This is a genomic window from Streptomyces sp. NPDC002795, assembly GCF_042888725.1.
Lineage (GTDB): Bacteria > Actinomycetota > Actinomycetes > Streptomycetales > Streptomycetaceae > Streptomyces.
The window spans coordinates 234,603-252,079 of the sequence record NZ_JBIAQB010000011.1; the positions used below are offsets into that span (position 1 = coordinate 234,603).

Consider the following 17,477-nt stretch of genomic DNA (forward strand, 5'->3'; position numbering starts at 1 on the left):
CCGGGGCAGAGCCCCGCGACCGCACCCCCGGCCGACCGCAACAAATCCCGGTCACGCCGCCGCGTCGAACCCCGTGTCCCGCGCCAACTTCTTCAGCTCAAGAAGCGCATGCTTCTCGATCTGCCGGATCCGCTCACGCGTCAGACCGTGCTCCTTGCCGACCTCCGTGAGCGTCCGCTCGCGCCCGTCATCGATCCCGTACCGCATCTTGATGATCGACGCGGTGCGCTGGTCGAGACGGCCGATGAGGTCGTCGAGCTCTTCGCTGCGCAGCAGCGTGAGCACGGACTGCTCGGGCGACACGGCGGACGTGTCCTCCAGCAGGTCGCCGAACTGGGTCTCTCCCTCGTCGTCCACCGACATGTTCAGCGAGACCGGGTCGCGGGCCCAGTCCAGGACGTCGACGACGCGCTCCGGCTTCGCGCCGAGCTCGGCGGCGATCTCCGCGGGCTCCGGCTCGCGGCCGTGCTCGCGGTTGAACTCGCGCTGTACGCGGCGGATCCGGCCCAGCTCCTCGACCAGGTGGACGGGGAGGCGGATGGTGCGGGACTGGTCGGCTATCGAGCGCGTGATGGCCTGGCGGATCCACCACGTCGCGTACGTGGAGAACTTGAAGCCCTTGCGGTAGTCGAACTTCTCGACCGCGCGCACAAGACCCGCGTTCCCCTCCTGGATCAGGTCGAGCAGGGGCAGGCCGGACCGCGGGTAGCGGCGGGCGACCGCCACGACAAGCCGCAGGTTCGACTTGATGAAGATGTCCTTCGCGTTCTCCGACGCCGCGACCAGAGCTTCGAGCTCCTCGCGGGACGCCGTGTCGGCAGCCTTGCTGTCGGAGACCGTGTCGTCGAGGATCTGCTGGGCGTAGACGCCCGCCTCGATGGTCTGGGACAGCTCGACTTCCTTGGCGGCGTCGAGCAGCGGTGTGCGCGCGATCTCGTCGAGGTACATGCCGACCAGGTCGCGGTCGGCGATCTCCCCGCCTACGGCGCGAACACTGCGTGCCGCGTCAGTCTCGCCGGACGCGGCGGACTTACGACGGGCTACGGCACGGGTTGCCATGCGTGCTCCCTTGCGGTGGTAGGTCGGCTGTACGCCCCCTTGGGGGCCTTACGGGTGCCCTGCATCCGATGGAATCAACGACTGGAATCCGGACAGAATTCCCAAGCCGCCCATCTTTTTTCTGATCATGCAGTACCCTGTCGCGCCACACCGCGCGAAGAGGGGAGCCAGGATGGTGTCCGAGTCCACAGAGGTGCAGGTCAGGCCGGGAGCCGAGGAGGACCTCGAAGCCCTCACGGGCCTCTACAACCACTATGTGCGCGAGACGCCGATCACGTTCGACACGGCCACCTTCACTCCCGAAGAGCGACGTCCTTGGCTGCTCTCCCACCTTGAAGACGAACGGCACCCACTCCTGGTTGCCACCGAGACGGCCTCGAAACGGATCCTCGGCTATGCCACGGCCAGCAGGTTCCGCCCGAAAGCCGCGTACGACACCTCGGTGGAGGTCACGGTCTACCTGGCGCCCGACGCGGGCGGCCGCGGCGTCGGCACGCTCCTCTACAAGGCGCTCTTCGAGGCCCTGGCCGACCAGGACGTCCACCGCGCCTACGCGGGCATCGCGCAGCCCAACGAGGCCTCTGACCGGCTCCACGCCCGCTTTGGCTTCCGCCACGTGGGCACGTACCGGGAGGTGGGCCGGAAGTTCGGTACGTACTGGGACGTGGCCTGGTACGAGAAATCCATGGGCCCCTCGTCCTCCTAGGCCCTGGGGCTCTGCCCCAGACCCCGCTGCTCAATCGCCGCAGGGGCTTCAGTTGCCGAACTGCACCGACCGTTTCGCCAGCCCCATCCAGAACCCGTCGATCACGCTCCGCTGCCCCGCCCCTTCAAGATCGCCGAAGGCATCCGCCGCGCCCATCGTCACGAACAGCGGGGCGAAGTGCTCGGTGCGCGGGTGCGCGAGCGCCCCGGCGGGCGACTTCCGCGTGAAGTCGAGCAGCGCGTCCACGTCGCCCGCCTCCAGCGCCCGGTGCCCCCAGTCGTCGAACTCCGACGACCACGCCGGGATCCCGCCGTGGCGCAGCGCGGCGAGGTTGTGTGTGAAGAAGCCGGAGCCGACGATCAGCACGCCCTCGTCCCGCAGCGGCGCGAGGCGGCGGCCGATGTCCATGAGGCGGGCCGGGTCGAGCGTCGGCATGGAGATCTGGAGGACGGGGATGTCGGCGTCCGGGTACATCTCGACGAGCGGGACGTACGCGCCGTGGTCGAGCCCGCGGTCCGGTACGTCCTGGACCGGGATGCCGGGGCCGCTCAGCAACTTGCGTACGGATTCGGCGAGTTGGGGCGCGCCCGGCGCCGCGTACGTCACCTCGTAGTAGTGCTCGGGGAAGCCCCAGAAGTCGTACACGAGCGGCACGGTCTCGGTGGCGCCGAGGGCCAGCGGCGCGTTCTCCCAGTGCGCGGAGATCATCAGGATCGACTTGGGGCGCGGGAGGTCGGCCGACCACTCGGCGAGCTGGCCGGGCCACAGGGCGTCGTCGGCGAGCGGCGGGGCACCGTGGGAGAGGTAGAGCGCCGGCATCCGGTTCACGTTCACGACGACCTCCTTGAAGTTTCAAGCTATTGCTCCCGACAAAGTAAGCCTTCTTTGTTTAATCTTCAAGAAGGAGGTCTACGATGGGAAGCATGGAGCAGCGGCACACAGGCAGCGACGGGCAGGACGCGCAGGACTCGGGGGCCACTACCTGGCTCAGCGAGGACGAACAGCGCACATGGCGCGCGTACCTCCATGCCACCACGCTCCTGGAAGACCACCTCGACCGGCAACTTCAGCGCGACGCGAAGATGCCGCACGTCTACTTCGGACTCCTGGTGAAACTGAGCGAGTCGCCCCGGCGCCGGCTGCGGATGACCGAGCTGGCGCGGGAAACGAAGATCACCCGCTCCCGGCTCTCGCACGCGATCGCGCGCCTGGAGAAGAGCGGGTGGGTGCGGCGCGAGGACTGTCCCTCCGACAAGCGCGGACAGTTCGCGATCCTCACGGACGACGGCCTGAAGGTCCTGGAGAGGACCGCGCCGGGGCATGTCGAGACCGTCCGCCAGGCGCTCTTCGCGCGGCTCACCCCCGAACAGCAGAAGTCCCTCGGCGAGATCATGATGATCGTCGCCGAGGGACTTCAGCCGAAGGAGGCCGGGGCGGACCTCCCCTGGCTCAGGTGAGATCCGACCCGTACGTGGCGGGGGTCAGTGTGCGACCACCGGGATCCGCACCTCGTCCTCCGCCCCCTCCGTGTCACCCGAGGCGGCGGCCGAACCCGTGCCCGGGGCAGCGGTGTTGACCAGCGTGAAGGCGATCAGGGACGCGACGGCCAGGATGCCGACGGCCCACCAGATGGCGTGGGTGTAGCCGCTCACCATGGCCTGCGCCTGGAGCAGCTGCTGGTTCGTGGCGCCGGCCGCGTGGTCCGCCAGGTAGGCGGTGGTGGCCGAGGCCGCGATCGTGTTCAGCAGAGCCGTGCCGATGGCGCCGCCGACCTGCTGCGAGGTGTTGACCATCGCGGAGGCGACACCCGCGTCCCGGGCCTCGACGCCGAGCGTGGCGAGCGACATGGCGGGCATGAACGCCGTACCCATGCCGAGGCCGAGCAGCAGCTGGGCCGGGAGGATCAGCGCCGGGTAGGACGAGTCCACCGAGAGCTGCGTCAGCATCAGCATGCCGAGCGCCGCCAGCAGGAAGCCGGGGCCCATCAGCAGGCGCGGGCGGACCCGCGTCATCAGGCGGGCGCCGATCTGCGTGGAGCCCACGATCATGCCCGCGATCATCGGCAGGAACGCGAAGCCCGTCTTGACCGGCGAGAAGCCCTTCACGATCTGGAGGTAGTAGGTCAGGAAGAGGAACAGGCCGAACATGCCGATGACGGCGAGGCCGAGCGAGGCGTAGACACCGCCGCGGTTGCGGTCGGCGACGACGCGCAGCGGCAGCAGCGGGTGCTTCACCCGGGCCTCGACGGCGACGAAGGCGACCAGCAGTACGGCCGCGGCGACGAAGATGCCGATGGTGGTCGCGTCGGACCAGCCGTTGGTCTCGGCGCGCGTGAAGCCGTAGACGAGCGAGACCAGGCCGAGCGTGGACAGCAGCACGCCGGGGATGTCGAGCGGCGAGCGGTTGCGCGTGCCGGCCGGCTCACGGATGACGAAGTACGCGCCGAGGGCGGCGATGATCGCGAACGGGATGTTCACGAAGAACGTCCAGCGCCAGTTCAGGTACTCGGTGAGGAAGCCGCCGAGGATCAGGCCGACGGCGCCACCGCCACCGGCGATCGCACCGTAGATGCCGAACGCCTTGGCGCGCTCCTTGGCGTCGGTGAACATGACGGCCAGGAGGGACAGGGCGGCGGGCGCGAGCAGCGCGCCGAACAGGCCCTGCAGTGCGCGGGCGCCGAACATCATGGCCTCGCCCCCGGCCGCGCCGCCGAGCGCCGAGGCGAGGGCGAAGCCGATCAGGCCGGTGACGAAGGTGCGCTTGCGGCCCCACAGGTCCGCGATGCGCCCGCCGAACAGCAGCAGACCGCCGAAGGCGAGCGCGTAGGCCGTGATGACCCACTGCTTGTTGCCGTCGGATATGCCGAGGTCCTGCTGTGCGGCGGGCAGGGCGATGTTCACGATGGTGGCGTCGAGGACCACCATCAGCTGGGCGAGCGCGATGAAGGCGAGGGCCTTCCAGCGCCGCGAATCGGATGCCGTATCAGGCAAGGGGGTACCCACAGCGGGACTCCAAGTCGTGAATAAGCGTGAGAAATCGGGTTGGTACGAAGCTGGGTGTCGTGTGACGCAGGTGGCTCTGCGAAGAGGTGGAGGGCGCCGGGACGTCAGTCCTGGCGGAGGTCCTCCAAGGTCGCGGGCACGCCCGGGAGTTCCGAGCGGGCGGGTGCCATCAGGCCGTCGAGGAACAGCTGCAGATGACGGTGGACGTACCGGTCGAAGTCCGGACAGCCGGTGCCGGGCAGCGGCCTGGTGAGCTGGGAGAGGGCGACCATCAGGTCTCCGACGCCGATGTCGGGGCGCAACTCGCCTGCCGTACGGGCCCGTTCGGTGAGCTGCTCGACGACGTCGGTGAGCCGGTCGCGGGCGGCGACCAGGTCCGGATGGTCACTGTCGAAGGTGGCGTGGAGCATCGGGCACAGGGCGCCGATCCGCTCCTCGGCGGCGGCGTGCACGAACGTCCGCAGCGCGCCGAACGCGGTCGCCTCGCCGGCGTCCTCGGCGGCGAGCCCCCGCTCCGCGTGTTCGGTGATGGTGTCGGTGACCGTGAGGACCACGTGGTGCATCAGTTCACCGCGATCCTTGAAGTTCCGGTACAGCGTGGCGTTGCCGACGCCCGCGCGGCGTGCGACCTCGTCGAGCGGCAGGACCGGACCGTGCTCCACGAGCAGCTCGCGCGCGGCGGCGACGATCCGCTCCCGGTTGCGCACGGCGTCGGCCCGCGGGCGCGGGACGCGGCGCTGCGGCCTTTCGGTCGCGGTGGTCACGGCGGTCACGGTGGTCTCCTTCACGGGCTGTGTTTCACGGGTCTGTGTGCACGGGCTTCGGGATGAAGTGGGGAGCTGGTCCCCGTTTCGTGCGGACACGGGTCTAAACGGGGAGACGGCCCCCGGTTATTTCCCGCCACTCATGTGACCTGACTCACACGGCCCTGACCTCGGAAACCCACGATCGGCGCACCCAGCGAGCGACCCGCCACGCCTCGACACAGGGTGATCGAAAGGGACCCGACGGTGAGGCGGTGCGGATGCGAGTGCGTCGGATACGCAGGGGTCGGCGTGGGGCGCTGCTCGCCGTGAGCACGGCGGTCGCGCTCGCCGTGACGATGACCGCGAGCACCGGCAGACTCCTCGACGACTCGACGACCGCGGCGGGTCCCGTCGCCGTCTCGCGCACGACGTCCCTCACCCCCTGCATGATCCGCGGCTCGTTCGGCGTCCAGATGTCGGAGGGCCTGCCCACCGCCCCCGGCTACGCCCGGTCCACCGGCACCGTCCGGGCCCTCAACCTCATGGTCGACTTCCCCGACGCGCCGGGGCAGGGCTCCGCGAAGGACCGGCTCGGCGAGTTCTTCCCGCAGACCCAGGACTGGTTCCGTACCGGCTCGTACGGGAAGCTCGACTACGTTCCCGAGGCCCCGGTCGACCACTGGCTGCGGATGCCCAAGCCGTTCACCGCGTACGGGATAGACCGCGGCGCGCCCTTCGACCCCGGCTATCGCAAGCTCGCCGACGACATCGCGGCGGCGGCCGACCCCGACGTGGACTTCCGCCGGTACGACCTGGTGAACATCCTGGTCACCCCGAACGCGGGGCCCTCCGCGCTGGACACCGTGCTGTCCGTGACGTTCGCGGGCAACCACGAGGCGCCGGTCGCCGACGGAGTGCCGCTCTCCAACGCGTCGTTCGTGTACTCCCGTCAGGACGACGGCTCCGGGTCGTACGCGAAGACCGGGTACCGGGTGCTGCCGCACGAGAACGGGCACGTGTTCGGGTTGCCGGACCTCTACACGCAGGACGGCGGTGGGGCCGCCGGGCACTGGGACATCATGAGCGAGGACTGGGGGGCCGGGAACGATCTGCTGGGCTGGCACAAGTGGAAGCTCGGGTGGCTCGACGACAGTCAGGTCGGCTGCGCCGCGCAGTCCGGCACGACCGAGTACCGGCTGTCGCCGCTGGCCCGGAACGACGGCGGGTCGAAGCTGGTGTTCGTGCCGTTGACCCGGAAGACGGGGTACGCGATCGAGGTGCGTACGCAGGAGGGGAACGACGAGGCGGTGTGCCGGTCCGGGGTGCTGGTGTACAAGGTCGACGCGGATGTGGACACCGGGCAGGGGCCGGTCAAGGTCAAGGACGCGACGCCGGACAGTGGGGGGTGTACGCGGCAGCCCAATGTGCATGGGGAGTTGTCCGATGCGGCGTATCAGGCCGGTGAGGTGTTTCGGGACAAGGCGGCGGGTGTGCGGGTGACCGTGGGCGGGATCAGTGGTTCCGGCGACTATCAGGTGTACGTCACCCGCACCTAGCCCCCGGGGCTCCGCCCCGGACCCCGCTGCTCAATCGCCGCAGGGGCTGAATATGCCGAACCGGCGTTGCGCACTCGGGGCTCCGCCCCGGACCCCGCGCCTCAAGCGCCGGCGGGGCTTGAAATGCCCACCGCCGGCCACGGCTCCCCACCCATGACGGTCGGCCGTCGCCGCCTTGGGCAATCTGCCGCCTGGGGCGGCAGGGTGGGCAAGGCGGCGCCCCGGTGCGGCGCACCCGTCACAACGGGCCCCGCCCCGCCCGGCACCGCTCAGCTCAGCTCAGCTCAGCTCAGCGCCAGCGATTGGCGCAGCTGCCGTTTCAGGATCTTGCCTGTCGCGTTGCGGGGGAGTTCGGTGTGCTGGAGGACGACGTGGGTGGGGACCTTGAAGGGGGCCAGGGACTTCGCGGCGAAGGTGCGGATGTCGTCGGGGGTGACCTTCGCTCCCGGTCGGGTGCGGAGCACGGCCGCCACCTCCTCGCCGAGGATCGGGTGCGGGATGCCGACGACGGCCGCCTCCAGGACGTCGGGGTGGTCGTGGAGGGCGCCTTCCACCTCGACGCAGTGGACGTTCTCGCCGCCCCTGATCACCAGGTCCTTGATCCGGTCGACGACACTGACCCGGCCGTCCGAGAGCACCGCCAGGTCCCCCGTACGGAACCAGCCGCCCGCCGTGAACGCCGCCGCGGTGGCGTCCGGCGCGTTCCAGTAGCCGCGGATCAGCGGCTGGCCGCGCAGACAGAGTTCGCCCACCTCGCCGTCGGGGAGCGGTTCGCCGAGGGGGTCCGCGATCCGTACCTCCACGGCCGGCGCGGGGCGGCCCACGCTGCCCGGCCAACTCCGGTACTCGTCACCGGCGTTGGAGAGCACGCCGCCGAGCGTCTCGGTGAGGCCGTAGCCGTTGCGGGGCTCGATGCGCTCGCCGTAGCGGTCGGTGAGGCGGGCCACGATGCCGGGCGGAGCAGCGGCGCCGCCCGTGCTGAATCCCGTGAGGGAGGGGAGTTCGTCGCCCAACTCCTTTGCGCGTTCCAGGAGTTGGAGGGCCGTGGCTGGTACGCCGCCGAAGCTGGTGATGCCGTGTTCGCGGATCATCGCGAGCGCGGTGTCCGTGTCCCACTTGCGCAGCACCACGATCGTGCCGCCCACCCCCATCGCCGCGTAGAAGCCGGTGAACGCCGCCACGTGGAAGAAGGGGAAGGTGAGCAGGCCGATGGGGGTCGGGCCCTGGCCCGGCATGATGCCGCGGGTCAGCGCCGCGCGGGCCGCGGCGTAGCGGGGGCCCGTGACGGCGCCCATGTGGGCGTGGTGGGTGGCGACGGCGCCCTTGGGGCGGCCCGTCGTACCGGAGGTGTAGAGGATCGTGGCGTCCGCGGACGGGTCGATGTCCACGTCGGGCGGGCCGAGTTGGGGGTCGGGGGCGGGCAGGTCCGCGTATCGCTCCACCCGGTCAGCGCCGCTCGCCTCCCTGCCCTCCTCGTGGCAGACCAGGGTCCAGGGGCGGGGGCTCGCCGCGTCCAGCCACGGGCGGACCCGCTCGTAGCGCTCCCCGTCGACGACCAGCACCGCCGGGCCGCAGTCGTCGAGGGCGTACGCGAACTCGTCGGCGGTCCACCACCCGTTGAGCGGCACCGCCACCAGGCCCGCCAACTGCGCAGCCCAGAAGGCGACCTGCCACTCCGGGTGGTTGCGCATCGCGATGACGGCACGGTCGCCCGGCCGCAGCCCGTAGCCGCCCGCGCTCTCGTCGTCGGTGAAGCGGCGGGCCAGCGCGCACGCCGCCGCGAAGAACTCCCCGTAGGTCATCCGCCCGTTCTCGGAGATGACGAAGGGGGTGTCGCCGAACGCCCACGTCGTCTCGGCGAACTCGCGCAGCGTACGGGGCCCGTCGGCATAGGAAAGGCGCCCGTCCTCGCCGCGTACGACGGCGAAGGGGGCGCCCGGAGCGGTCAGCAGCGCTTCCACGGAATCCACGGCATCAGCGTCCATGGTCGGACGGTACGTCCGGCGGCCCGACCCGCGTCAAGGTACGTGCACCAGCCAACGGCCAACCGGGGCCCGAACAACGCGGCGGGCGGTGCGCGTGACCCCCCACGCGCACCGCCCGCCGACGAGCTCTCGGCTCTTCTGGAATCCGATCCGACCCTGCGATCCGACCGTACGAACCGCCCCTACGATTCGATCTGCGCGTCGGCCTTCGCATGCTCGGCCACCCGCTTGCGGGTCATGAACCAGCCGATCACAAGGCCCACCACGATCAGCGGGGAGCAGTACACCGAGATCGCCGAGTCACCGCCGCCGACGACCATCAGGACCACGACCGCGATCAGGAACGCGATGGTCAGCCAGCCCGTGAAGGGCGCTCCCGGCAGCCGGAACGACGGGCGCTCCACCTCGCCGCGCAGCGACTTACGGCGCAGCACCATCTGGCAGACCATGATCATGACCCAGGTGCCGATCATGGTGATCGCGGAGAAGTTGATGACGATCGAGAACGCCCGCTCGGGCACGATGTAGTTGAGGATGATGCCCGCGATGTAGCAGGTCGCGGTCAGCAGCACGCCACCGTAGGGCACGCCCTTCCGGCTCATCTTGGTGGTGAACGCGGGCGCGGAGCCCGCGAGTCCCATCGAGCGCAGCACGCGGCCGGTCGAGTAGAGACCGGAGTTGCAGCTGGACAGGGCCGCCGTGAGGATCACGAAGTTCATGATGCCGCTGATGCCGGGCACGCCCAGCTTACCGAGCAGCGTCACGAACGGGGACTCGCCGGCCTTGTACGCGCTCCACGGCAGCAGCAGGACGAGCAGCAGCACGGACCCGACGTAGAACAGCACGATGCGCCACGACACGGAGTTGATGGCGCGCGGGATCACCTTGCGCGGGTTCTCCGTCTCGCCGGCGGCGATGCCGACCATCTCGATGGCCGCGTACGCGAAGACCACGCCCTGGATGAGGACGATCGCCGGGAGCAGTCCGTTCGGCAGCATGCCGCCGTTGTCGGTGATCAGCTGCGGGCCGGTGCTGTGGCCGTCGACGGGGTGACGGCTCGCGAGCAGCCAGCAGCCGATGCCGAGGAAGCCGAGGATCGCGGCGACCTTGATGATCGAGAACCAGAACTCGAACTCGCCGAACCAGCGCACCGAGATCAGGTTGGCGCCGAGCACCACGAGCAGCGCCACCAGGGCGAGCGTCCACTGGGGTATGTCGCGGAAGGCGGCCCAGTAGTGCAGATACATCGCCACCGCGGTGATCTCCGCGATGCCGCTGCACACCCAGTGCAGGAAGTAGACCCAGCCCGCCGTGTACGCGGCCTTCTCGCCGAGGAACTCACGCGAGTACGAGACGAACGAGCCCGACGTGGGCCGGTGCATCACCAGCTCGCCCATGGCGCGCGTGATGAAGAAGGCGAACAGACCGGTGATGGCGAAGATGATCACCAGGGACGGGCCCGCGGTGTGCAGCCGCTCCCCCGCGCCGAGGAAGAGGCCGGTGCCGATGGCGCCACCGATCGCGATCATCTGGACCTGGCGGTTGCGCAGGCCGGCCGTATAACCCCCCTCACGGATGGGTCCGGCCGCGGCCTTGCCGCCCGTGGTCACACTGCTCTCGGTCGCAGCCTCAGAGGCCTGCGCGGGCCGGGTCTCGGACTCGGCTTGTGCTGTGTGCTCCATGGTTCTCCGACGTACGTGCAAAACGGCATGCCGCACACACGCGAGCGCGAACGCGGGCAGGCGTGTGCGGCGTACCTGTTGGACAGGACGGGCCCTCCGGATACGGCGGGCCTCGGGATCGGAAACCCTCTGACCTGCTCAGTGCTGTGCGTCACAGGCAGAGATCAGGAGTTCCCGTGGAGTGTGCCGCGGGCGTACCGCGCGACGACACGCCACCTTAAACCGTTCACAGGGGCAACTAATCCACGAGCCCGATGAGCGAACCGGCGTACTGGGCACCGGACTCGGCGAGCACCTCGTCGAGGGACTGCGCGGATCGTACGGGGGCAAACTTCACATCGCCCGCCGTTTCGCCCGTCTCGCCGGCCGTTCCCGACTGGACATATCCGTACACAGCGGGACGAGGAAGGCTGTTGTAGTGGAAGTGAGTTGAGAAGTAGTACGCGCCGGTGTCGTACAGCGCGACGAGATCGCCGGGCTCCAGCTCGGGCAGCTCCCGGCCGCGCGCCACGAGGTCGCCCGCGAAGCAGCAGGGCCCGGCCACGTCCTGCACCAGCGGCGCGCTCGTCCGCGGCCGGCCCTCGGCGTCGTACGCCCCGACCCGCAGCGGCCACGACTCGGGCACGAAGACGGTACGGGTCGCCACCTGCGCGCCCGCGTGCGTCACGGCGATCCGGCGACCGCCGGAGGTCTTGGTGTACTCGACGTGGGCGGCGATGAACCCCTGCTTCGCGAGGAGCGAGCGCCCGAACTCGGTGACGAGCGTGTACCGCCCGTCGAAGAGGCCGGGGACGGTCTCCCGCAGGATCCGCGCGTACTCCTCGAAGCCGGGCGTGATGTCGTCCGATTCGAAGTTCACCGGCAGGCCGCCGCCGATGTCGAGGGTGTCGATCTGCTGCCGCCCGACCTGCGCGTTGATCTTCTCGGCCAGGTCGTACGCGGCCCGTACGCCCTCGGCCATCAGCTCAAGGGCGACGCCCTGGGAGCCGGTGTGGGTGTGCAGGCGGGTCATCCACGGCCGCGCCTTGTACGCGCCGACGACCCACTGCTCCGCGCCCTCGTCGCGCAGCGCGACACCGAACTTGGAGGTGGCGGTCGCGGTGCTCATCGCGCCGATCGAACCGCTGCCGACCTGCGGATTCACCCGAAGCCCGACGGGCGCGCAGCCCGCCCCGAACTCCTCGACGAGTACGTCGATCCGGGCCAGCTCCTGCGGGTTGTCGGCGTTCACGGCGATGCCGCTCGACAGCGCGTCGCGCAGCTCGCCGATCGTCTTGGCGGGCGAGTCGAAGACGATCCGCTCGGCGGGCACCCCGGCCGCCCGCGCGAGCGCCAGCTCACCGGGGCTCGCGACCTCGGCGCCGATGCCCTCATCGTTCAGGAGCGCGAGCACGGGGACGAGCGAGGCCGCCTTCACGGCGAGGGTGTGCCGCGCGTCGACACCCGCGAACGCCGCCTTGAGCGCACGCGCCGCCTCCCGGACCCCGGCCACGTCGAGCAGCCCGAGCACGGGGGCGTCGGGCCCTACGAGCCCCCGCTCGACGGCGGCGCGCAGGGCGGCGTCGCGGCGGGCGGCGGAGGCGGGGGGCTGCGACATCGGGAGGTGTCCTGCCTTCTGCTTCGTACTTCTCGTACGGGGTGGTGGTCCGGGCACTCGTCACTGTGCAGCGCGGCGGGGTGGTGTGTCTGCGTGCGCCGCCACGAAGTACGGGGCCGCTGGACTGTGCACGGGCACAAAGAGCGGCGGACGGGCACGCGCGCGTAGTGCGTACGCACGACGGTGGACGGGCGCCCATGGTGTCGACGCACTGCGCGCCCGGCTCCAGGTGCCGCTCACGGCAGGGGGATCAGCCCGGCCCGCCGCAGCCCCAGCTCGACGACGAGCCGCACATCGGGATCCCCCAGGTCGAAGCCGCCCAGCTCACGGGCCCTGCGCAACCGGTACCGCAACGTATTCGCATGGATCCCCAGATAGCGGGCGGTGGCCCCGGCGTCCCCGAAGAACGCCAGATGCGCGGCGACCGTGCGCGGCAGATCCGTTCCGTGCCGCTCGTCGTGCGCGAGGAGCGCCGCCACGGCGTCCCCGGCCGAGGGCACCTGCGCGGCGACGGCGTCCGACACCCGCAGCGCGTCCAGGGCGAACCGCACGTCGCCGGCGCCCGCCACCTCGGGCTCCCCGCGCTCGCGCAGCACCCGCAGCACCTCGGCGGCCCCGGCCCTCGACTCCGCGGCGTCCTTCAGCCCGCCGACGACGGGCCCCACGGCGACCAAGGGCTCGACCCCGGCGCCGCGCAGCACGGCGGCGAGGTCACGGGCGAGGCGTTCGGGGGCGTCGGGGCGGGGGTCGGTGAGCAGCACGTCGAAGCGGTCACCCTCGTGCTGGGCCGTGGTTCCGGGCGGGCCGCCCTCCTCCCGGTACGCGAACGCAGGCGCGCCATGCGCGGCAACCCGCAGCGCCGCCGCCCGCATCGCCCGCTCCCGCGCCTCCGGCGCCCCCGCCCCCACCACCACAGCCGCCAGCACGGCACACGACACCCCCGGCTCAACGCCGAGCGCAGCGCCCGCCGCACCCACATCGGGCGCCCGGTCCTCGAACAGGGCCCGCACCGCGTGCCGACGCCGCCCCTCGGCGGACCGGGAGCGCAGCCGGTGGTGCAGCAGGTGCGGGACCGCGATCGTGGCGGCCTGCCGCAGCGCCTCCCGGGCCCCGTCCGGCAGCGGCTCCCCGTCGGCGGCGGCCCACAACGACCCGAGGACCTCCTCCCCCGCGCGTACGGCGACGGCGAGCCGCTCGGGAAACCGCCCGTCGGCGGGCCGATGCACGACATCCCCCGCCCACAACGCGGCCAGGAACCCGCTCTCGGCCAACTCCTCGACCCGCCACCGCGGCACCCGCCGCCCGAGGATGGTCAGCCGCCGCAGCGGATCGGCGGTGTCGGCGGTCGGCGAATAGGCCAGCACATTGGACTCGGGGTCCTCGATGGTGATCGCACCCCCGACGAGCGCGGCGAGCGCCGAGGCGAGAGCCGGCAGATCCCCGAGCCCCACGTCGACGCCGGGTTCGGGCACCCTCGCCCCACCGGCGGCGAGCGCGGCCCGCAGCAGCCCGATGAGCTCGCCCCAGTCCACCCACGGGGCGCGGGCGAGCAGCGCGGTGGACACACCGTCGGCCACTTCGCCGAGCAGCGGCGACACACCTTCGGCGCCCCTCCGGACCACCAGAGCGGCGGCCCCGGCCCGGTCGGCGGCCCGCAGCACTTCAGCGGCGGCAGGGTCGGACGTATCGACGCCCACGGCGATGAGCACCCGCCCCCGCTCCTGCAAGCTCTCCCCGGCGTCGAACACCCCGACCCCGCCCACGGTCACGTCCGTCCCGCACGGCGCCCGCACGACCTGGACGACGTCCTGCCCCACGACCCGGACGACCTGCGCCAGCGTGGGGCCCCCGCCCGGAGCGGGATTCTCGGGCTGCGGCCTGCCGGACGCGGAAAACTCCATGGGCCCAGTCTCACCGATCACGACGAGCCCGCCCGGCGTGACGAACGCCGCCGCGGACGGTGTGACGAACAAGCCACCACAAACAGGGCACTTGTGATGAACAGCACCCCACCCCCACCCTCAATCGGCCCCCTTCGCCCATACGTTGGACGGATGTCCCCCCTTGCCCGGGTGAGCGAGGCCTACGGCCCCCGCTTCGCCGAATTCGCCTTCGAGCCCGCCTTCCTGGCCTCGGTCGACCAGCATGTGGCGGAGGTCCGCGACCGCCTGGAAGCCGGCTCCCCCGAGCTGCACCCGCCCGCGCCGGACCCCGAGGCCCTCGGCGACTACGCGCTCGGCTTCCTCGACGCGCTCACGGAGACCGGCTGGCTGGAACCCGTGGGCCACGACTACGCGGTGTGCCGCCTCACCGCCATCAGCTGGCTGGTGAGACGGCACGACCTGCTCGACCTGGTGTAGTTCACTGGTTCACAACCAGCTCGACCTGCTCGACCTGGTGCAGGTCACTAATTGTCGAAACGCTCCCGCTCCTGGACGGGCTGGTTGGCGAGGGCGTCCTCACGCCCCGCCTGATAGGAGCCACCGTCCCGGGCGTTCCCGACGGTTCCCTTCGCCTTGGCGGTCTCCTCCTCGGCCATGTTCAGCCACCGCTCCCAGCGCTGCCGCATCGGCCCGATGAGCCCGCCACCGACACCGACGATCAGGATCCCGGCCCCGGCCGCGAGACCGGCGATCAGCACCGGCTGCGTGACCGACGTGGCGATGCCCGCCTGCCCGAGCGCGGCGATCGCACCCAGGACCACGATGCAGGCCCACACGATGGTGCCGACGGTCTTCCCGTACGAGACGGAGGACAGGGTGTTGGTGACGATGTCACGCACCACGTTGGCGACGGCCATGGCCACCACGATCAGGACGACCGCGACGATGCCGCGCGGCAGCCAGGCGACGATGCCGTTGATCATGTCGGACACGGGGTTGGGGCCGAAGACCCCGAAGCCGAGCTGGAGCACGATCAGCATCAGGGCGACGTAGACGACCTTGCAGAGGATCGCGGTCGTGTCGTACTTCGACCCTTCGAGCATCTTCGCCGAGCCGGCCCGTTCGGCGAGCTTCTCCGACCCGATCTTCCGAAGACCCCGGTCGAGGAGCTTGGTGATCATCTTGGCCACGAACCAGCCGATGACCATGACGACAATGAAGCCAAGAAGCTTCGGCACGAACTCGGCGACCTTCGACCACGCGTCGTTCAGCCCTTGAGTGAAGTCGACGGCGAGCGTGCTGGCGGGATTCTGGATCATGAGTGGGTACCTCCACTCGTGGGGCCGGACGCCGCGTCACCGCGCCCGACGAGGCGTGTCCCCCCTCGTTTCCTGTGTCCCTCCGGCTTAGCAGCCCCAGCCGCCCCCGGCCGCCCCACGTCCCCCATTGGCGTGACCCACCCCCGCACGACGGCCCACCCCACGCCCCGAACCCGATCCGCTACGCTGTTCACGCGCCTTCGTAGCTCAGGGGATAGAGCACCGCTCTCCTAAAGCGGGTGTCGCAGGTTCGAATCCTGCCGGGGGCACAGTTCAAAGGGCCACCACCTCCGGATTTTCGGAGGTGGTGGCCCTTTGACATCCACTTCTGACATCAACGCGGGCGGTTCCCCTGACGGCCAGGGCGGAAGAAGGAGCGGTATGCGCATCGGTGAGCTGGCGAAGCGGACTGAGGTTCCGGCTCGGATGTTGCGGTACTACGAGGAACAGGGGCTGATTGCGCCGCAGCGGTTGGACAACGGTTACCGGGACTACGACGAGTACCTGGTGGGCCGGGTGCACCAGATTCGCGGGTTGCTCGATGCCGGGATTCCCACGCGGATCATCAGCCATATGTTGCCCTGCCTCGGCGAAGTGAAGGACATCGTGGTGTCGAACCCTGACCCGGAGCTGCGCGCACTACTGGAGAGCGAGCGCGACCGGATGGCCGAGAGGATCGGTTGCCTCACGCGGAACCACGACGCGATCTCGCGCTACATCGAGGCGCTGGGGCGAGCGGAGGGCCGTCCGTCGGACCTCGACACCGAGGTGAGCCCGACCACCCCGAATTGACCTTCACACCTATGTGAAGGTTGCACGGTGGGGGCATGACCCAGCAGATCACCCACTCGGTACAGCACGGGGCGTCGACGTCATCGACCGCGGCGCAGTCTTTCAGCGACATGATCAGGTCTCGGCACTCGGTGCGGGAGTTCCTGTCCGACCCCGTGCCGCCCGAGGTCATTCGCGGCGTGCTCGAAGACGCACAGAGCGCGCCTTCGCACAGCAACACCCAGCCCTGGCTGGTCCACGTCGCCTCCGGCGCCACACGCGACGAACTCAGCGCCGAGATGGTCGCGGCCTACGACGAGCAACGGTTCTCGCCCGATTTCACGGACACCTACGGCGACGGGCCGCATCAGGAACGCGCACGGCTCCATGGCGCGAAGATGTACGGCCGGTTGGGCATCGCCCGCGAAGACCGGGAGGGCCGCAACGAGGTAGTGCGCGACAACCTGCGGTTCTACGGTGCGCCGCACGTGGCGATGCTGTTCCTGCCTCAGCTCGGCGACGGGGTGCGTGCCGCCAGTGACGTGGGCATGTACGGGCAGAACTTTCTGCTCTCTCTTCACGCACGGGGCTATCACGGAATCCCGCAGGCCGTGCACGGCATGTTCGCCGACACGGTGCGCAAGAAGCTTGGTGTGTCGGACGAGTTCAAACTGATCTTCGGTATCGCCTTCGGAACCGCCAAGCCCGACTCACAGCTGTTCGACCTTGCCATCGGCCGGGTGCCGCTGAGCGAGAGCGTCGTACTGCACGACACCACGCTCGACTGAAGCCACCCACAGAGCCGCGATGACAACTGCCGCCGCAGCGCAGCCGGTTCGGGAGCCGGGGGCGAGCTGGAGTCAGTGGCTGGCCCCTTGCAGGGCAAGTACGACCCTGCCGGGTACAGGACAGGCTGTTCGCGCTCTTCGCCGCGGTGGCGGAGGCAGAGCGCGACTACGTTCGGGACAGGACGCTGGAGCGGCACGAGACCGCCCGCGCCAAGGGCCAGGCCGTCGGTGGCTTGAAGGTGACCGACGTCGACATGCCGGCGAGGACCCTGCGCCTTCGCGAGGAGCGGCTGGGCCTGCGGCGAGCGCCGCCTCCTGCGACCGTGATGCGCATGCTGCGCTGAACCGCGAGGCCAGTCGCCCCACGGCGCAGCATCGGCGTC

The 17,477-nt window shown here is 70.4% G+C and carries 16 protein-coding genes and 1 tRNA gene; 8 read left to right on the forward strand and 9 right to left on the reverse strand.

What is annotated here, in order from left to right; translation table 11 throughout:
* Positions 1 to 51 precede the first annotated feature (51 nt).
* A complete protein-coding gene (locus tag ACFYWS_RS30945; protein ID WP_389281912.1) occupies positions 52 to 1,059 on the reverse strand; it encodes an RNA polymerase sigma factor RpoD/SigA in 1,008 nt (335 codons plus the stop codon).
* Between the two features lie 172 nt (positions 1,060 to 1,231).
* On the opposite strand from ACFYWS_RS30945, the gene ACFYWS_RS30950 reads away from it, so the two are divergent.
* A complete protein-coding gene (locus tag ACFYWS_RS30950; protein ID WP_389281913.1) occupies positions 1,232 to 1,765 on the forward strand; it encodes a GNAT family N-acetyltransferase in 534 nt (177 codons plus the stop codon).
* 48 nt (positions 1,766 to 1,813) lie between these two features.
* Here the strand turns inward: ACFYWS_RS30950 and ACFYWS_RS30955 are convergent, their stop codons facing one another.
* Positions 1,814 to 2,584: a dioxygenase gene (locus ACFYWS_RS30955; RefSeq protein WP_389282040.1), complete on the reverse strand. Its 771-nt coding sequence runs from the start codon at positions 2,582 to 2,584 to the stop codon at positions 1,814 to 1,816.
* A gap of 104 nt (positions 2,585 to 2,688) precedes the next feature.
* Here ACFYWS_RS30955 and ACFYWS_RS30960 point away from each other — a divergent pair, with 104 nt between their 5' ends.
* Positions 2,689 to 3,222: a MarR family winged helix-turn-helix transcriptional regulator gene (locus tag ACFYWS_RS30960; protein WP_389282042.1), complete on the forward strand. Its 534-nt coding sequence runs from the start codon at positions 2,689 to 2,691 to the stop codon at positions 3,220 to 3,222.
* 24 nt (positions 3,223 to 3,246) lie between these two features.
* Here the strand turns inward: ACFYWS_RS30960 and ACFYWS_RS30965 are convergent, their stop codons facing one another.
* Both ACFYWS_RS30965 and ACFYWS_RS30970 read right to left on the reverse strand, forming a co-directional pair.
* Positions 3,247 to 4,767, reverse strand: a complete 1,521-nt coding sequence (locus ACFYWS_RS30965; protein WP_389281915.1) for an MFS transporter — start codon at positions 4,765 to 4,767, stop codon at positions 3,247 to 3,249.
* A gap of 104 nt (positions 4,768 to 4,871) precedes the next feature.
* Entirely contained in the window at positions 4,872 to 5,540 is a 669-nt protein-coding gene (locus ACFYWS_RS30970) for a TetR/AcrR family transcriptional regulator (RefSeq protein ID WP_389281916.1), read from the reverse strand.
* Between the two features lie 251 nt (positions 5,541 to 5,791).
* On the opposite strand from ACFYWS_RS30970, the gene ACFYWS_RS30975 reads away from it, so the two are divergent.
* Entirely contained in the window at positions 5,792 to 7,069 is a 1,278-nt protein-coding gene (locus ACFYWS_RS30975) for a M6 family metalloprotease domain-containing protein (protein WP_389281918.1), read from the forward strand.
* Positions 7,070 to 7,353: 284 nt separating this feature from the next.
* Here ACFYWS_RS30975 and ACFYWS_RS30980 read toward each other — a convergent pair whose 3' ends face one another.
* The 4 genes from ACFYWS_RS30980 to ACFYWS_RS30995 form a co-directional block, all read right to left on the reverse strand.
* Positions 7,354 to 9,054, reverse strand: a complete 1,701-nt coding sequence (locus tag ACFYWS_RS30980; RefSeq protein ID WP_389281920.1) for a class I adenylate-forming enzyme family protein — start codon at positions 9,052 to 9,054, stop codon at positions 7,354 to 7,356.
* 182 nt (positions 9,055 to 9,236) lie between these two features.
* On the reverse strand, positions 9,237 to 10,736 hold the full coding sequence (locus ACFYWS_RS30985) for an amino acid permease (RefSeq protein WP_389281921.1): 1,500 nt from the start codon (positions 10,734 to 10,736) through the stop codon (positions 9,237 to 9,239).
* A gap of 238 nt (positions 10,737 to 10,974) precedes the next feature.
* Positions 10,975 to 12,333: a diaminopimelate decarboxylase gene (locus ACFYWS_RS30990; protein WP_389281923.1), complete on the reverse strand. Its 1,359-nt coding sequence runs from the start codon at positions 12,331 to 12,333 to the stop codon at positions 10,975 to 10,977.
* A 236-nt stretch (positions 12,334 to 12,569) separates the two neighbouring features.
* Positions 12,570 to 14,234 (reverse strand): PucR family transcriptional regulator, encoded by a 1,665-nt coding sequence (locus ACFYWS_RS30995; protein WP_389281924.1) that lies wholly within the window; start codon positions 14,232 to 14,234, stop codon positions 12,570 to 12,572.
* Between the two features lie 153 nt (positions 14,235 to 14,387).
* Here ACFYWS_RS30995 and ACFYWS_RS31000 point away from each other — a divergent pair, with 153 nt between their 5' ends.
* The gene (locus ACFYWS_RS31000; RefSeq protein WP_389281926.1) at positions 14,388 to 14,693 is read left to right on the forward strand and encodes a DUF6401 family natural product biosynthesis protein; all 306 of its coding nucleotides are present in this window, start codon (positions 14,388 to 14,390) and stop codon (positions 14,691 to 14,693) included.
* A 47-nt stretch (positions 14,694 to 14,740) separates the two neighbouring features.
* Here ACFYWS_RS31000 and ACFYWS_RS31005 read toward each other — a convergent pair whose 3' ends face one another.
* Positions 14,741 to 15,535: a hypothetical protein gene (locus ACFYWS_RS31005; protein ID WP_389281928.1), complete on the reverse strand. Its 795-nt coding sequence runs from the start codon at positions 15,533 to 15,535 to the stop codon at positions 14,741 to 14,743.
* Between the two features lie 196 nt (positions 15,536 to 15,731).
* Here ACFYWS_RS31005 and ACFYWS_RS31010 point away from each other — a divergent pair.
* From ACFYWS_RS31010 to ACFYWS_RS31025, 4 genes are all read left to right on the forward strand, one after another.
* A tRNA-Arg gene (locus ACFYWS_RS31010) sits at positions 15,732 to 15,804 on the forward strand.
* Between the two features lie 112 nt (positions 15,805 to 15,916).
* Complete coding sequence (locus ACFYWS_RS31015; protein ID WP_389281929.1) at positions 15,917 to 16,327, forward strand: MerR family transcriptional regulator; 411 nt, start codon at positions 15,917 to 15,919, stop codon at positions 16,325 to 16,327.
* A gap of 35 nt (positions 16,328 to 16,362) precedes the next feature.
* Entirely contained in the window at positions 16,363 to 17,094 is a 732-nt protein-coding gene (locus ACFYWS_RS31020) for a nitroreductase (protein ID WP_389281930.1), read from the forward strand.
* 146 nt (positions 17,095 to 17,240) lie between these two features.
* Positions 17,241 to 17,438, forward strand: coding sequence for a hypothetical protein (locus ACFYWS_RS31025; RefSeq protein WP_389281932.1), 198 nt, complete (start codon positions 17,241 to 17,243; stop codon positions 17,436 to 17,438).
* Positions 17,439 to 17,477 lie beyond the last annotated feature (39 nt).

Excerpts from the sequence above, each read along its gene's own strand:
- ACFYWS_RS30945 (WP_389281912.1), bottom strand. The coding sequence starts at position 1,059 with ATGGCAACCCGTGCCGTAGCCCGTCGTAAGTCCGCCGCGTCCGGCGAG.
- ACFYWS_RS30950 (WP_389281913.1), top strand. The coding sequence starts at position 1,232 with ATGGTGTCCGAGTCCACAGAGGTGCAGGTCAGGCCGGGAGCCGAGGAG.
- ACFYWS_RS30955 (WP_389282040.1), bottom strand. The coding sequence starts at position 2,584 with ATGCCGGCGCTCTACCTCTCCCACGGTGCCCCGCCGCTCGCCGACGAC.
- ACFYWS_RS30960 (WP_389282042.1), top strand. The coding sequence starts at position 2,689 with ATGGAGCAGCGGCACACAGGCAGCGACGGGCAGGACGCGCAGGACTCG.
- ACFYWS_RS30975 (WP_389281918.1), top strand. The coding sequence starts at position 5,792 with ATGCGAGTGCGTCGGATACGCAGGGGTCGGCGTGGGGCGCTGCTCGCC.
- ACFYWS_RS30980 (WP_389281920.1), bottom strand. The coding sequence starts at position 9,054 with ATGGACGCTGATGCCGTGGATTCCGTGGAAGCGCTGCTGACCGCTCCG.
- ACFYWS_RS30985 (WP_389281921.1), bottom strand. The coding sequence starts at position 10,736 with ATGGAGCACACAGCACAAGCCGAGTCCGAGACCCGGCCCGCGCAGGCC.
- ACFYWS_RS30990 (WP_389281923.1), bottom strand. The coding sequence starts at position 12,333 with ATGTCGCAGCCCCCCGCCTCCGCCGCCCGCCGCGACGCCGCCCTGCGC.
- ACFYWS_RS30995 (WP_389281924.1), bottom strand. The coding sequence starts at position 14,234 with ATGGAGTTTTCCGCGTCCGGCAGGCCGCAGCCCGAGAATCCCGCTCCG.
- ACFYWS_RS31000 (WP_389281926.1), top strand. The coding sequence starts at position 14,388 with ATGTCCCCCCTTGCCCGGGTGAGCGAGGCCTACGGCCCCCGCTTCGCC.
- ACFYWS_RS31005 (WP_389281928.1), bottom strand. The coding sequence starts at position 15,535 with ATGATCCAGAATCCCGCCAGCACGCTCGCCGTCGACTTCACTCAAGGG.
- ACFYWS_RS31015 (WP_389281929.1), top strand. The coding sequence starts at position 15,917 with ATGCGCATCGGTGAGCTGGCGAAGCGGACTGAGGTTCCGGCTCGGATG.
- ACFYWS_RS31020 (WP_389281930.1), top strand. The coding sequence starts at position 16,363 with ATGACCCAGCAGATCACCCACTCGGTACAGCACGGGGCGTCGACGTCA.